General features: G+C 68.8%; 14 protein-coding genes. 8 read left to right on the forward strand and 6 right to left on the reverse strand.

Features of this window, described 5'->3' with window-relative positions; translation table 11 throughout:
- From HUX53_RS35205 to HUX53_RS35220, 4 genes are all read left to right on the forward strand, one after another.
- The coding region (locus tag HUX53_RS35205; protein ID WP_303623193.1) for a phosphoribosyltransferase family protein at nt 1-355 on the forward strand (355 nt) is incomplete at its 5' end.
- A 731-nt stretch (nt 356-1,086) separates the two neighbouring features.
- Nucleotides 1,087-1,761 carry a ribosome-associated translation inhibitor RaiA gene (gene raiA / locus HUX53_RS35210; protein WP_176407604.1) on the forward strand — a complete coding sequence of 225 codons (675 nt, stop codon included), beginning with the start codon at nt 1,087-1,089 and terminating at the stop codon, nt 1,759-1,761.
- A gap of 381 nt (nt 1,762-2,142) precedes the next feature.
- Complete coding sequence (locus HUX53_RS35215; protein WP_207943750.1) at nt 2,143-2,799, forward strand: response regulator transcription factor; 657 nt, start codon at nt 2,143-2,145, stop codon at nt 2,797-2,799.
- Nucleotides 2,800-2,876: 77 nt separating this feature from the next.
- On the forward strand, nt 2,877-4,091 hold the full coding sequence (locus tag HUX53_RS35220) for a crosslink repair DNA glycosylase YcaQ family protein (protein ID WP_309237584.1): 1,215 nt from the start codon (nt 2,877-2,879) through the stop codon (nt 4,089-4,091).
- Nucleotides 4,092-4,262: 171 nt separating this feature from the next.
- Here the strand turns inward: HUX53_RS35220 and HUX53_RS35225 are convergent, their stop codons facing one another.
- On the reverse strand, nt 4,263-4,598 hold the full coding sequence (locus HUX53_RS35225) for an HGxxPAAW family protein (RefSeq protein WP_176407606.1): 336 nt from the start codon (nt 4,596-4,598) through the stop codon (nt 4,263-4,265).
- Between the two features lie 185 nt (nt 4,599-4,783).
- Here HUX53_RS35225 and secA point away from each other — a divergent pair, with 185 nt between their 5' ends.
- Nucleotides 4,784-7,660 carry a preprotein translocase subunit SecA gene (secA, locus tag HUX53_RS35230; RefSeq protein ID WP_176407607.1) on the forward strand — a complete coding sequence of 959 codons (2,877 nt, stop codon included), beginning with the start codon at nt 4,784-4,786 and terminating at the stop codon, nt 7,658-7,660.
- Between the two features lie 195 nt (nt 7,661-7,855).
- Here the strand turns inward: secA and HUX53_RS35235 are convergent, their stop codons facing one another.
- Nucleotides 7,856-8,989: an RNA-guided endonuclease TnpB family protein gene (locus HUX53_RS35235; RefSeq protein ID WP_176407615.1), complete on the reverse strand. Its 1,134-nt coding sequence runs from the start codon at nt 8,987-8,989 to the stop codon at nt 7,856-7,858.
- A gap of 230 nt (nt 8,990-9,219) precedes the next feature.
- On the opposite strand from HUX53_RS35235, the gene HUX53_RS35240 reads away from it, so the two are divergent.
- Nucleotides 9,220-11,064 (forward strand): bifunctional (p)ppGpp synthetase/guanosine-3',5'-bis(diphosphate) 3'-pyrophosphohydrolase, encoded by a 1,845-nt coding sequence (locus HUX53_RS35240; RefSeq protein ID WP_176407608.1) that lies wholly within the window; start codon nt 9,220-9,222, stop codon nt 11,062-11,064.
- Here HUX53_RS35240 and HUX53_RS35245 read toward each other — a convergent pair.
- The 3 genes from HUX53_RS35245 to HUX53_RS35255 form a co-directional block, all read right to left on the reverse strand.
- Nucleotides 11,034-12,599, reverse strand: a complete 1,566-nt coding sequence (locus HUX53_RS35245) for a radical SAM protein (RefSeq protein WP_176407609.1) — start codon at nt 12,597-12,599, stop codon at nt 11,034-11,036. The genes HUX53_RS35240 and HUX53_RS35245 overlap by 31 nt on opposite strands.
- 324 nt (nt 12,600-12,923) lie before the next feature.
- Nucleotides 12,924-13,109 carry a hypothetical protein gene (locus tag HUX53_RS35250; protein ID WP_176407610.1) on the reverse strand — a complete coding sequence of 62 codons (186 nt, stop codon included), beginning with the start codon at nt 13,107-13,109 and terminating at the stop codon, nt 12,924-12,926.
- A complete protein-coding gene (locus HUX53_RS35255) occupies nt 13,106-13,405 on the reverse strand; it encodes a hypothetical protein (protein WP_176407611.1) in 300 nt (99 codons plus the stop codon). The genes HUX53_RS35250 and HUX53_RS35255 overlap by 4 nt, the downstream gene beginning before the upstream one ends.
- Nucleotides 13,406-13,543: 138 nt before the next feature.
- Here HUX53_RS35255 and HUX53_RS35260 point away from each other — a divergent pair, with 138 nt between their 5' ends.
- The gene (locus tag HUX53_RS35260; RefSeq protein ID WP_176407612.1) at nt 13,544-14,347 is read left to right on the forward strand and encodes a helix-turn-helix transcriptional regulator; all 804 of its coding nucleotides are present in this window, start codon (nt 13,544-13,546) and stop codon (nt 14,345-14,347) included.
- Nucleotides 14,344-14,550 (forward strand): DUF397 domain-containing protein, encoded by a 207-nt coding sequence (locus HUX53_RS35265; RefSeq protein ID WP_176407613.1) that lies wholly within the window; start codon nt 14,344-14,346, stop codon nt 14,548-14,550. Before HUX53_RS35260 ends, HUX53_RS35265 begins: the two co-directional genes overlap by 4 nt.
- Nucleotides 14,551-14,599: 49 nt before the next feature.
- Here HUX53_RS35265 and HUX53_RS35270 read toward each other — a convergent pair.
- A partial coding sequence (locus HUX53_RS35270; protein ID WP_255205945.1) for an Rv3235 family protein occupies nt 14,600-14,782 on the reverse strand: 183 nt, incomplete at its 5' end.

A 14,782-nucleotide genomic window follows, 5' to 3' on the forward strand; every position in this document is an offset into this window, starting at 1 on the left:
GCCTTCGGGGCGGAGGGCCGTGCGGCGGCGGGGGCATGATCCGCTGCGGGGGCTGGTCGAGGTCGCGGTGCGGCGGCTGCGGGCGGACGGCGTGCCGGTGACCATGCTGGACGCGCTGCGGCAGCGCGGCCGGGTGGCCGATCAGGCCGGGCTCACGGCGGTGCAGCGCGCCGCCAACCTGCGCGGTGCCGTCGAGGTGCGGGCGGACGTCGCCGGCCGTCGGGTCGTGCTGGTGGACGACGTGGTCACGACGGGCGCGTCCCTGGCCGAGGCGGCGCGGGCACTGCGGGCCGCGGGGTCCGACCTGCTCGGAACGGCCACCATCGCGGCAACTCCCCGCCGCCGACCCTGGTGAGAGTCGTGGGCGGACGGGAGGGAGTCGGGCGAATGGTGACTTTCTTCACTTTTCTTCGGCCGAGTGGCAGTTAGCTACGTGGAGTAGCCGGACGGTGCCCGGCTTGTCTCGGCTTGAGGGGGTGTTGGGGGTTATTCGAGTCACACCACGTCATGGAGGGGGTAGAGATTTCCCAAACTCACCGGAAGGTCAGTACCAGCTGACCTGCGCGGGCACGGGCGGCGCAACCGCCGGATACGCCGGGGCTCACGGCAGGTGACGGGACGCCCGGCGGCGGCCGGGGAACCCCGCAGCGGGAGGCGTCGATGACCGTCCGTGAGTTTTTCCTCAGGCCACCCCCCTGACATTCGTCGCGTAAGGGGTTAGCGTTCCTGACATGGCACCCGCCCGGGTCCGTGGTTGCGTCGGATCGCAGTGCTCGTCAGGAGCACGGCAGACGGTCCGGCTAGCCGATGCCAGGCGCAGGCGAAACGGCCCACGTAAGGCGACTTCTCGTCGACCGATCACGGTGCGCCTTAGAGGTAAGTCCTGCCCCGTCGGGGGATCCGACATCCCCCGAACCGGGAGAAGGGCAGTAGTGGCGAGAGCGCCGCGAGCCCCTCAGCAGGCGGATGTGGGGACGAAGACCAGGTCGGCCGGGCGGGTGCGACCCACCGTCCTGTGGTGCCCGTCCGGGACTGACAGGGGTCCCGGCCGGGCGACAAGCGCAACCGGGAGAAGGGGGGTCCCGCGTGAACATCACCGTGAGGGGCCGGCACACCGAGGTCAACGACAGGTTCCGTCGGCACGTCGACAACAAACTGGCCAAGATCGAACGGCTTGACCAGAAGGTCATCCGGGTTGATGTGGAGGTGTCCGAGGAACGCAACCCACGGCTGGCCGACCAGCGCGAACGGGTGGAGCTGACGATCCGCTCCCGCGGCCCGGTGATCCGGGCCGAGGCCGCCGCCGACGACCGGTACGGCGCCCTCGACCTGGCGCTCGACAAACTGGAGTCACGGCTGCGCCGCGGCTCCGAGCGCCGCAAGGGCCACGGGCTGAAGAACCACGGAAAGAACCACGGCAAGGGCCGCGCCAAGCTCGCGACGATGGAGACGCTCCCCGAGGCGCTGCCGGAACCCGTCCCCGAACTCGCCCCCGAACCGGTGGAGACCGCCGCGGCGCCGCCCGAGCCCATCTCCCGGGACGAGAACCTCGTGCCGATCCCCATGGACGGCGACGGCCCCCTCGTCGTCCGCGAGAAATTCCACAAGGCCGAGCCGATGGGCATCGAGCAGGCCCTTTTCGAGATGGAGCTCGTCGGCCACGACTTTTTCCTCTACCGCGACAAGGCCACCGGGCACCCCTCGGTCGTATACCGGAGAAGAGGCTGGGACTACGGAGTCATCAGGCTCGTCGAAGAGTGAGCCCGTCCATCCCGGTGGCGCGGCGGACGCGTCACGTCACCACCGGAACCATGTCATGATCTGAAAAGGCGCATCAGCCGATCCACGGACGCGGCGCGTCCCGGGAACCTTCCCGGGGCGCGCGGCGGTTGACCGGGAGACACCCCGGTCCGAAATCCCCCGGGTTCGTCCCCGGACCCCGTAAGTTCCCGAGGACGACAACCCTCCGGTAGTTCCAGATCGCTGAATAGTGAAGGGGGGAAGCGGCGTCTCCTCCACGCCGCGACTCTGGTGAGCGAGAACCCCGAGACTCGCGACGCCGCGGCGGCACCCCGTCCGACCGGCGCCGACGCCGCGGCCGCCGGCCGGGACGCGGCGCAGCCGGCCGACCCGGCCGACCCCATCCGCGTGCTCATCGTCGACGACCACGCACTGTTCCGCAGGGGCCTGGAGATGGTCCTGCAAGGCGAGGACGACATCGAGGTCATCGGCGAGGGCGGCGACGGGCACGAGGCCGTCGAGATGGCCGGCGACCTGCTGCCCGACGTCGTCCTGATGGACATCCGGATGCCGCGCCGCAGCGGCATCGAGGCGTGCACCGCCATCAAGGACGCCGCCCCCAGCGCGAAGATCGTCATGCTGACCATCAGCGACGAGGAGGAGGACCTCTTCGAGGCGATCAAGGCCGGGGCCAGCGGCTACCTGCTCAAGGAGATTTCCATCGACGAGGTCCCGCAGGCCGTCCGCGCGGTGCACGGCGGCCAGTCGCTGATCAGCCCGTCGATGGCGTCCAAGCTCATCACCGAGTTCGCCGCGCTGGCCAAGAGCAGCGAGGAGCGCACCCAGCAGGTCCCCGCGCCCCGCCTCACCGAACGCGAGATGGAGGTGCTCCGCCTCGTCGCCCGCGGCCTCGGCAACCGGGAGATCGCCCGCGAGCTGTTCATCTCCGAGAACACGGTGAAGAACCACGTCCGCAACATCCTGGAGAAACTCCAACTCCACTCCCGCATGGAAGCCGTCGTCTACGCCGTCCGCGAAAAACTCCTCGAAATAACCTGACCCCTCACCCCAACCCTCCGGCAGCCGGTGAGACCGGTCATCCGGTTTTGTCGGTGTTGTGTCGTAGCATCGCGGGCGTGGTTGCAACGGGGACGAGTGCGGGCGAAGTCGAACTCAGTGCGGACGAGGCGCGGCGCCTCCAGTTGCGTGCCCAGGGGTTTCTGGGCGCGCGTCCGAAGGGCGGGGTTCCGGCGATGCTGGAACGGCTGGGAGCCGTCCAGCTCGACACGATCTCGGTCCTGGCACGCTCCCACGAGCTGGTCCCCTACGCGCGCCTGGGCCCCGTGAAGCGCAACGCCATCGAGACCGCCTACTGGGGCAACGGATCCGGCGGGTATCCGGCGTTCGAGTACTGGGCGCATGCGGCGTCCGTGATCCCGATGGACGACTGGCCGCTGTTCGCGTTCCGGCGCCGGGCGTACCTGCGGCGCGGGTGGCGGTGGCACAAGGTGCCGGAAGGCGTCTGCGCCGAGGTCCGGGACCGCCTGCGGGCGGACGGGCCGCTCACCACCAAGGAACTCGGCGGCGCCAAGGCGAGCGCCGAATGGTGGGACTGGAGTGACCACAAGATCGGCATCGAGTGGCTGCTGGACGTCGGGGAGGTCGTCTGCGTCGAGCGGGTCGGCTGGCGCCGCGTCTACGACCTGGCGGAGCGCGCCGTCCCGTCCGGGCTGCTCGCGCGGGACCCGGACGACGACGCCTGCCTGACCGCGCTGGTCGCCCGTGCCGGACGGGCGCTGGGCGTGGCGACCCGCGGCGACCTCGCCGACTACTACCGGATCAGGCAGGACCAGGTCGACCGCGTGATCGAGGCGACCGGGCTCGTCCCCGTCAAGGTCGCCGGATGGTCGCAGCGCGCCTGGGCCGACCCGGAGGCGCTCGCCGCCCCGCCCAGGGGCAGGCACGCCACCACCCTCCTGTCGCCGTTCGACTCCCTAGTGTGGGACCGCGCCCGCACGTCCCGCGTCTTCGGCTTCGACCACCGCCTGGAGGCGTACGTCCCGAAGGGCAAGCGCGTCCACGGATACTTCGCGATGCCGCTCCTCGCCGGCGGCCGCCTCATCGGGCGCGTCGACCCGGCCCGTGAGGGCCGCACCCTCATCGCCCGCCAGGCGTCCCTGGAGCCCTGGGCCACCCGCACCGCCGCCCGGACGGAGTCCTCGGCGACCGCCCTCGCCACCGCCCTCTGGCGCGCGGCCGCCTGGGTCGGCTGCGACGACGTCCGCGTGGAACGCACCGCGTTGCCCGTCGACTTGATCAAAGCCGCCCTGAACGCCACCACCCCACACTGAGCCCCCCACCCACCGCGAACACTGCTACTCGCCGGGCGGGGGGTGAGTGCTGTTGGTCGTGCTGGCGCCGGGCGGGTGTGGAATTGGTGGGGTGTTGGCGATGGGTGAGGGGTTTGGCCGTACATGCGTGAGGCCGGCCCTTGGGTGGGCCGGCCTCTAGTGGGGGACGGGTCAGCCGTGGGGGGCCTCTTCGGTGTCGGTGGAGACGGGGCGGTCGAGGACTTCGCCCTGGTCGCCGCCGCGGCGCTTCGCGGAGCGCGAGCCGAACAGCGAGTAGTCGACGATCTCGGGGATCACGCGGGGCGCGTCCACGACGACGTCGGCGAACAGGTGGACCATCCAGCTGACCAGGAGGCCGACGACCACGATGCCGACGCCGACCCACAACATGATCCACAGTGGGCCGAGGCAGAGTGCCACGCCGCCGACGACGAAACCGATGAAGATGATGGCGACGGCGACCCACGAACCCGGCTGGCCGGCGTGCGAGCCTGACCCTTCGGACATTGCGCCTCCCCTCCCGTGCGGTGTGAGAGATCCTCTCCGGGACCCGGAAAGTCAAACGGAACGCGCTGTGGATTGCGCTGCGGAGTGACCTAGACCATTCTGGGTCTCGCCTACGATGGCATCGTACGTGTGGTGTGCGCGCCGCCGTGGAGCGGTGAACCACGATCTGCAAGGAGCCTTCGAGAGTGCCGCCAGTCATCGACAAGATCCTTCGTGCGGGCGAGGGACGAACCCTGCGCAAGCTCAAGAAGCTCGCGGATCAGGTCAACTCGATCGAGGAGGACTTCCTCGAGATGAGCGACGCCGAGTTGCGCGAGCTGACCGACAAGTACCGGGAACGCATCGCCGACGGCGAGTCCCTGGACGACCTGCTCCCCGAGGCTTTCGCGACCGCGCGCGAAGCAGCCAAACGCGTCCTCGGACAGCGCCACTACGACGTCCAGATCATGGGCGGCGCGGCGCTGCACCTCGGGAACATCGCCGAGATGAAGACCGGTGAGGGCAAGACCCTGACCTGTGTGCTCCCCGCCTACCTGAACGCCCTGTCCGGCGACGGCGTCCACGTGGTCACGGTGAACGACTACCTGGCCAAGCGCGACGCCGAGTGGATGGGCCGCGTCCATCAGTTCCTCGGGCTCGAGGTCGGCGTCATCCTCCCGCAGATGACCCCGGACGAGCGCCGTGCGGCCTACAACTGCGACATCACCTACGGGACGAACAACGAGTTCGGCTTCGACTACCTCCGCGACAACATGGCGTGGAGCCTGGAGGAGTGCGTCCAGCGGGGCCACAACTTCACGATCGTGGACGAGGTCGACTCGATCCTCATCGACGAGGCCCGGACCCCGCTGATCATCTCGGGTCCGGCCGAGCAGAACTCCAAGTGGTATTCGGAGTTCGCCAAGATCGTCCCGCGGCTGAAGCGCGCCGAGCTGGTCAGCACGGCCGGCCAGGTCGACGAGTACGGCCCCGGCGACTACGAGGTGAACGAGAAGAAGCGCACCGTCGGCATCACCGAGGCGGGCGTGGAGAAGGTCGAGGACTGGCTCGGCATCGACAATCTCTACGACTCGGTGAACACGCCGCTGGTCAGCTTCCTCAACAACGCCCTGAAGGCCAAGGAGCTCTACAAGCGCGACAAGGACTACGTCGTCATGAACGGCGAGGTCCTGATCGTGGACGAGTTCACCGGCCGCATCCTCCATGGCCGCCGCTACAACGAGGGCATGCACCAGGCCATCGAGGCCAAGGAGGGCGTGGCGATCAAGGACGAGAACCAGACGCTCGCCACGATCACCCTGCAGAACTACTTCCGCCTCTACAACAAGCTGTCCGGGATGACCGGCACCGCCGAAACCGAGGCGGCGGAGTTCAACAAGACCTACAAGATCGGCGTCGTGCCGATCCCGACGAACAAGCCGATGATCCGCGACGACGTGGCGGACGTCGTCTACAAGACCGAGCAGGCCAAGTTCGAGGCCGTCGTCGACGACATCGCCGAGCGGCACGAGAAGGGCCAGCCGGTCCTGGTCGGCACGACGTCGGTGGAGAAGTCCGAGAAGCTGAGCAAGATGCTCAAGCGGCGCGGCGTCCCGCACCAGGTGCTGAACGCCAAGCACCACGAGCAGGAGTCGGCGATCGTCGCGGAGGCGGGCCGCAAGGGCGGCGTGACCGTCGCGACGAACATGGCGGGCCGCGGCACCGACATCATGCTCGGCGGCAACCCCGACTTCCGCGCCGACCTCGTCCTGCACCAGCGCGGCCTGTCCCCGCTGGAGACGCCCGAGGAGTACGAGGCGGCCTGGCCGGAGGCGCTGGAGAAGGCCAAGGAGGACGTCGAGGGCGAGCACGAGGAGGTCGTCGAGGTCGGCGGCCTGTACGTCCTCGCGACGGAGCGGCACGAGTCGCGGCGCATCGACAACCAGCTGCGCGGACGTTCCGGCCGGCAGGGCGACCCGGGCGAGTCCCGGTTCTACCTGTCGCTGGAGGACGACCTGATGCGGCTGTTCAACTCGGCCCGCGTCGAATCGATCATGACCCGGCTGAACATCCCGGACGACACGCCGATCGAGTCCAAGATCGTCACCAACGCGATCAAGTCGGCGCAGAGCCAGGTCGAGCAGCAGAACTTCGAGATGCGCAAGAACGTCTTGAAGTACGACGAGGTCCTGAACCGGCAGCGCAAGGTCATCTACGCCGAGCGCCGCAAGGTGCTGGAGGGCCAGGACCTGCACGAGCAGATCCAGGGCATGATCGACGAGGTCGTCGCGGGCTATGTCGCGGGCGCCACCGGCGAGGGCTTCGCCGAGGAGTGGGACCTCGACAAGCTGTGGAAGGCGTTCAAGCAGCTCTACCCGATCTCGCTGACGGTGGACGACCTCGTCGAGGAGGAGGCGGCCGGCGACATCTCCGGGCTGGACGCCGAGACCCTCGCCGAGAAGATCCGCGCGGACGCCCAGGCGTCCTACGCCAAGCGCGAGGAGGAGCTCGGCGCGGAGGTCATGCGCGAGCTGGAGCGCCGCGTCATCCTGTCGGTCCTCGACCGCAAGTGGCGCGAGCACCTCTACGAGATGGACTACCTCCAGGAGGGCATCGGCCTGCGGGCCATGGCGCAGCGCGACCCGCTGGTCGAGTACCAGCGCGAGGGCTACGACATGTTCAACGCGATGCTGGACGGCATCAAGGAGGAGTCGGTCGGCTACCTCTTCAACCTCGAGGTCGAGGTCGAGGAGCAGCCGGAGGCCCCGACCGTCGGCGCCGCGCCCGTGTCCGTCGCCAAGTCCGCCCCCACGGCGGAGGAGGACGGCGCCGTCGCCGTGGACGTGGAGGAGGCCGACGAGGCTCCCGCGATCAAGGCGAAGGGGCTGGAGAAGCCGTCCCGTCCGAAGAAGCTGGAGTACTCGGCCCCGACCGTCGACGGTGAGGGCGGCGTCGAGCTGCACAGCGAGGAGACCGAGGACGAGTACGCCGGCGTGAACCGCAACGACCCGTGCCCCTGCGGCTCGGGCAAGAAGTTCAAGCGCTGCCACGGCGACCCGCGCTCGCGCAACAAGAACAATTGACGCGCTCCCCGGCCTGATGGAGGCCGGGGATCCGGCCAGTGCCGCCCCCCAGTGGGGCGGCACTTCCGTGGCTTCCTGCTTCAACGGGCTATGCCCCCGACCGGGGTCGGGGGTCTTACCTGCCCTCCACAGGCGTTTAAGGTCTCCGCCTCCCCCGGACACCTGGGAGTTTCCGTCCGGCGGCGACCAGGAGCATCACGTGATGATGCGGCGCCCTTCGTCCAGGATGTTGCGGGCGGCGTTGACGTCGCGGTCATGCGCCGTCCCGCACCGCTCGCATGTCCAAGCGCGGACGTGCAGGGGCTTGGGGCCGTCGCGATACCCGCACCCCGAGCAGATCTGAGAGGACGGGTACGCCCGGCCCACCTGCGTGAACGTCCGCCCGTACCGCTGCGCCTTGTATTCCAGCATGCCCAGGAACGCCGACCAGCCCGCGTCGTGTACCGATTTGGCCAGCCGGGTGCGCGCCAGCCCCTTCACACATAGCGTCTCGGCATAGACCGCTTGATTTTCGCGGACCAGTTCGCTGGAGAGCTGGTGATGGAACTCGCGGCGTGCGTCGGCGACCTTCGCGTGAGCGCGGGCGACCTTCATGCGTGCCTTGTCGCGGTTGGCCGATCCCTTCTGCTTGCGGGACAGGGACTGCTGCGCTCTGCGGAGCTTCTTGGCGGCGCGACGCAGGAACCGCGGCGAGGTGATCTTGCGACCGTCCGAGGTGACCGCGAAATGCTCCAACCCCAAGTCGATCTCGACGTCGGGGCCGAGCCGGGCGCTGGCTTGGGCACCGGCGCGGGGGAGCCGATCGTCGCGGGTCTCGACGACGAAGGACGCGAAATAGCGCCCGGCGGCGTCCCGGATCACCGTCACCGTCGAGGGAGTCGACGGCAACCGCCGGGACCACCTCACCTTCAGTTCACCGATCTTCGGGAGGGCGAGCTTCCCGCCTTTGGTGATGGCCCAGCGGGCGTTGGCGGTGAACCGGATCGACTGCCGCCGGTCCTTGCGGGACTTGAAGCGTGGCGCCCCCACTCGTGGGCGCTTACCGGCCAGGCCGTCGAAGAACGCCCGGTATGCGGTCTCGAGGTCCCGCAGAGACTGCTGTAGCACGACCGCCGATACCTCGCCCAGCCAACACCTCTCCGGTGTCTTCTTCGCCCGCGTCATGGCCGCCGACAGCTCGGCCGCCTTGATGTAGGGCAACCCGGACGCGTGGGCGGTCCGGCGCGCGGCCAGGGCATCGTTGTACACCACCCGGGCGCAGCCGAACGCCTGAGGGGCGGGCGGCCGGGGTCGCTTGTGCTGGCGGAACGGCCGTTCAGCATGGATCAGAGGTGGTTATTCTTTCGGGCATGTTCCACAGGGACGGGCAGCCGTCCGGAGGCCGACGTCCTGGTGATCTGTCCTGACGGCATGCCGCGCATGGTCGCCTCATGGTCCTCCTCGCCGTCGGCTGGCCGTCGTCCTGCCAGGGAACGATGATGGCTGGAGAGCGGGGATGATGGTCGTGCCGATAGTGGTTATAACCAGGTAAAGGCGCGGTAGCAGCGAGGGGTGGGCCGATGGAACCGACTGACCCGGCCGAGCGGCGGACCGGCAAGCGCATGATGCGGCTCGCGGGTCTGATGCGCGCAGGGCTGCCCTTGTCGCCGTCAGAGGTCGACAGCGCCGTCGTGCCGTTGATCCGCGAGCATCGCAGGTTCTACCCGCGAGCCGATGTGGAAGTGCTGCGCCGGGCGTATGCGGTGGCGGAGCGGTACCACCGGGGGCAGATCCGCAAGTCGGGGGCGCCGTACGTGACGCATCCGCTGGCGGTGGCGATCGTGCTGGCGCAGCTGGGCGTGGACACCGCGACGCTGGCGGCGGCGCTGCTGCATGACACGGTCGAGGACACCGACTTGACGCTGGGGCAGGTCCACGCCGAGTTCGGTGAGGAGGTCACCGTCCTGGTGGACGGGGTCACCAAACTGGACGGTGCCAAGTGGGGCGAGCAGGCCGAGGCCGAGACGTTCCGCAAGATGATCCTGGCGGCGGCGGCCGACTTGCGAGTGCTGGTGATCAAGCTTGCGGACCGGGTGCACAACCTGCGAACGCTGGGATTCCATTCCAAGCAGGCCAAGCGGGAACGGATCGCGCGGCAGTCCATGGAACTGCTGGTGCCGTTCGCCGAGCGGCTGGGCATCTACGTATTCAAACGGGAGATGGAGGACATCGCCTTCGCGACGCTGCGGCCCGAGGCAGAGCAGGCGATCGCCACGGCGATGGAGGCCAGCGCGGCCGACCGCGCCGCCGCGTTGCAGCCGCTGGTACGGCAGTTGGACAAGGCGCTGTCGAAGGCGGGGCTCAAGGCCGAGGTCGTGGTCCGGGACCGGCACCGGTACTCGATCTACCAGGACCATCGGCGTGACCCGGTCAAGGCCACGGATGTTCTACGGCTCGGTGAGGTGTCGCGGATCACGGTGCTCGTGGACGGGCCGCCCGAGGACTGCTACGTGGCGCTGGGGATCGTGCATGGGGTGTGGCGGCCGCTGCCGGGGCAGATGAAGGACTTCATCGCGTTGCCGAAGTACAACATGTACCGGTCTCTGCACACCTCTGTGCTCACCTCTGCCGGGACGCTGGAACTGGCGATCCGCACCCCGGCGATGCACCGTGTCGCCGACTACGGGATCATCAGCCAGATCCAGGAGGCCGCCGAGTCCGGTGAGGAGGCACTGCGGGCCGCGCGCCGCCCGGATCTGGAGTGGCTGCGGAACCTGCTGGCGTGGCAGGCGCACGCGCCGGCGGCCGAGTTCCTGGACAGCCTCCGGGTCGATCTGCACAGCGGTGGCATCGTGTCGTTCACCCCGTCGGGGGAGGTCGTCCCGCTGCCCAGGGGCGCCACCGCGATCGACTTCGCGTACGCGATCGACACCGACCTGGGCCATTCGGCGATCGGCGCGGTGGCCAACGGGCGGCTGGTGCAGATGACGGCGGCGCTGGAGGACGGCCAGGTCGTGGAGATCCTCACCGGCCCCGGCTCCGGCCCGTCGGAAGACTGGCTGGACGCCGCCCGCACCGGCCACGCCCGAGTGGCGATCCAGCAGTGGCTGGCCGAGCGGCGCAGCGAGGCCGCCGGGCAGGCCGGGCGGCGGCTGCTCAGCGACGCCCTGGCCAGCCATGGGCTGGAATTGCTGGACCTGGAGACCGGCGGTGGCGCGCTGACGGCGGCGCGGGACCTGGGGTATCGCGACCTGGAGTCACTGTATTCGGCGGTGGCGGCCAACACCGTCACGGTCGCCGATCTGACGGCCCGGCTGCTGGCGGACGCCCCCACCGGACACGGGCCCGGACCTCGCGAGGATGATGCCGAGCCGACCCCCGACCAAGGCACGGATCAGAACGAGGAGCCCGGCCGGGATACCTGAGGGCTCGCTCCGGTGCGGTCTTCCGACGGTGTGTCGCCGTCGACGGCTGCCTTGCTCAGGTCCGCGTTCAGGGCGCGGGTGCGGTCAGCCAGCGCGACAATGCCGCCGGTGACCCGAGTGATCCGCGCCAGCGGGGATTCGCCGCGGCCATCGCGGTACGGGTAGGAATCCAGGGCGCGGCCGACCGCCCGGTAGAACTCCGCGGCGTCGCGGTAGATCTCGGCGCGGATCCGGGTGGGTGCGGGCATCTGGTTGGAGGCGATGTAACGGCAGGCGTGGAACAGGGGACCGATCTCGGTGACGGCGCGGTCGGTGCCGGTCCGCAGCGCGTACGGGGTGGCGGGACACAGGTGCGGCGAGTTGGCCATGTGCTGTAGCTGGTTGCGTTCCGGGTCCCGACGGACCCGCCAGCGCCGTGCGCTCGGGTCGTAGTCGGCGTAGGCGTCGGCGACCGGATCTCGGTCGATGTTGCACAGCGACAGGGTGCCACGGCCCTGCGGCCCCCGGTTCGCCCATACGTACACCTGCGGGACGTCCAGTGCCGGGCAGGCGTGGACCGGCTTGACGGACGGGCGGCCCGCCTCCGCAGCGTCGACGTGCTCCAGGTAGGCGGCCGTCTGCCCGGCGTCCCCGATCACCTGCTCGCGCAACTCCTCCTCAGTGAAGTACAGGAACGGGACGTTGAAGTGCCACAGCTCGTCCAGGTGGGCGTCCCGGAAGGCGAGCAGCCGGTCGGCCAGGGCACGCCAGGCGAGCGGATCGACCGGCGCCAGCCCGGCGGCGTCGGCTTCGGCGTCGGTGACGCCCTCCAGGGTGCCGCAGTGGAAGGAGAACGCACGCACGCCCAGATCGAACAATGCCTCGACGCTGCCGATGATCGTGGGGTAGTTGAGGGGCCACACTGTCATCTGCACCTTGAGAGGGGCTCCGCGGGCGATGCAGTGCCGGATGATCCGCAAGGTCCGCTCATGCGCGTACGGACGGCCGCGCAGCCGGTTGTGCACGGCCGGGTCCATGGAGTCCAGGCTGATGATCAGCATGTACACCTGGCCGGAGTCCAGGGCGGCGCCGAAGGTCTCCTCGAAGCGGTCGACGCTGACCGCGCCGTGGGTGATGACCTGCTGCGGCCATCCGTGCGTCCGGGCGTGTTCCAGCTTGGCGGCGGTGCCGGCCGGGTCCATCGTCGGCTCGGCACCCAGCACGTACAGGTCCTGCATGCCGGGCCCCAGAGCGTCGACATGCGCGGTGAACTCCGCGAACGGCGCACTCTTGCGGCGTCCCTCACGCGCTGCCGTCGCCGGGCTGATCTGCAGCAGATCGCGGGTGTAGCAGCCAGGGCAGGCCAGCTGGCAGACGTCGTCGCCCTGGTAGGTGGCCCGCAGGATCTCCCGCTCGTCCGCCCAGGCGTGGCCGAACGGGTCGGGTGCCTGGGTGACGCGCTCGGTGGCGGGCGGGAAGTCGATGTCGTCCGGCCGGCGGATCCCGGCCCGGTCCTGTACGGGGCTATAGCGCTGCTGCCGCCTCCAGGTGACCACGCTCCCGTCTGTGCTCGCGGACCTGTGACGCGGGTCAGCCGTGTGATCAGCCATGCCGTGCTCCCTCGGAGTCGTGATCTTCGTGTCGTGGACCTTCTCGGAACCGAGCGGAAGCAGCGCTTCGGCCTCCGCGTCCCCGCAGCGGGAAGAGGGGCCCCGGACAAGGGTCGTCCACCCGCCGAGGCCCCATGCTCACGTCCTGTACCGTTCTACGATCGATAGACCACCTGCCTTCTTCTATCGGGTACCGCCAGGTTGGAGCCTCCGGGCGCCACCGCCATCGGGGACGCAGTGCGGCCCGGAGGGGTATTCGGGATCAAGGTCTCACCACCTACCGCGTCCACCGTGTGCGGGATCGCCCGAAGTGGTGGTGCCGCTCCTGCGATGAGACCCGTTCGGACGGCGGAACAGCCGGGGGTACAGCAGGAACCCGAGGATGAGCCCGGCGACCATACCCGTCCCGGCCAGGACCAGCGACAACCAGAAGACCTGGCTCAGCATCTCGCTCACCTCGTGCTCCTGAGCGGCCGGTTCACGGCGACGTATTCCGCGTGCTTCTCGTCTTCCCGGTCCATGAGCACCTTCAGGCGCTCCAAGGTGTCGGCAACCAGACACGACTGAAGCCCGAAGGCGACCTCGGCCGGCGTCAGCGGCCTTCGCGTGAAGACGGTCGGCCTGTCGGTCTTGCCGGAGAGGTAGGGGCAGGCCCAACGGCCCTGCGGTTCGGGACGGACGGGGAGCGGGTCCTCATGGCTGATGTGCGGAATGTCGTTCTTGTGTGATGTGTGGTCTCTCTGCTGGCGCATGAGGCTTCCGAATTCGTTGTGTCTCTGTTTCTTCTGACACACATCGTCAAGTGCCGGGCTAGTCTCAGCCAGAGAACCGCGCCTACAGATGACCCCCGCGCCTACAGCCCGCTGTAGGCAGGCCAGAGAGGTTCGTACATGCCGGACATTGACCCCATGGCATCGGCTCTCGACTTCTACCTGTTCCACATGAAGCGGCTGCGGGACGCCGAGGGCCTTTCCCAAGAAGCCCTCGGCGTCAAGGTCGGCTACACGGGCAAGTTCATCGGGCTCGTGGAGACCAGGAGGCGCCGTCCGAACACCAAGCTGTCCGTCGCCATGGACGAGCTGTACAGGATCCCGAAGTTCTTCGAGGCGATGCTCCCCAGAATCGCCGAGGAGGCGGGCCTCCCGCCCGGCTTCTGGGAGTACGTGGAGGAGGAGGCGAGGGCCTCCCAGATCCGCATCTACGGACAGTTCGTCATCCCTGGTGTACTCCAGACTCCTGAGTACGCGCGTGAGGTCTTGCGCGCAGGTAAGAGGCCGGAGCGGCTGGAGGAACTCGTTCGGACCCGTATGGACCGTAAAGAGATCTTCGACAGAGAAGACCCGCCGAACGTCATCGTCGTCCTAGAGGAAGGAGTTCTCCGGAAGGTCGCAGGATCTCGGGCGATCACCCGAGCGCAGCTCGAACAGCTTGTGAAGTACGGTCATGAACCCAACTTCGCGATCTATGTGCTCGGGCACTCCGCACAGGTGTTCCCGGAAGGTTCCTTCACGGTCCTGTCCTTCGAGACCGACCCTGACATGGGCTACGAGGAGTCTGTGGGAGGGAGGGGGCGGCTGATCGAGCCGGGCCCGCAAGTGACAGAGTTCGCAGTAGGGTTCGAGCTGATCAGGGAACAGGCACTACCTGCGGCAGAATCGGAAGCTCTGATCCGCGAAGTACTGGAGACGATGTGAACGAGAGCAGTAAGACCGCTCCCCAGTGGCGCAAGAGCAGCTACAGCGGTGGAGACTCCGGTCAGTGTGTCGAATTGGCCCCCCTAGACAGCTCGGTCGGCATCCGCGACAGCAAGAACCCTGAGACCCCCCACTTGTCGGTCGGCCGTGAAGCTCTGTCGGGTCTGCTCGGCCGGATCAAGGCCGGAGAACTGGACCTGTAGAACCGGGTGGACCAAGAGGAGGGGCGGGGGACCCGCCCCTCCTCTTGTTTCAGGGAGCGGTCGTCTCCAGGGCCGTGCAGCGCCACCGTCCCCGCATGTGCTCCAGCCGCAGCGCCAGCGCGTGGACGTGTCCGGCCACGGCCACCACGGCGACGGCCTCCGCGACCGTCTCCGCAGGCCGCTGCACCCTGCTGGACAGCACCTTCGGCGGGACGACCCGCCCTCCCCGCAC

It is taken from the genome of Actinomadura sp. BRA 177 (genome assembly GCF_013372625.1).
Lineage (GTDB): Bacteria > Actinomycetota > Actinomycetes > Streptosporangiales > Streptosporangiaceae > Spirillospora.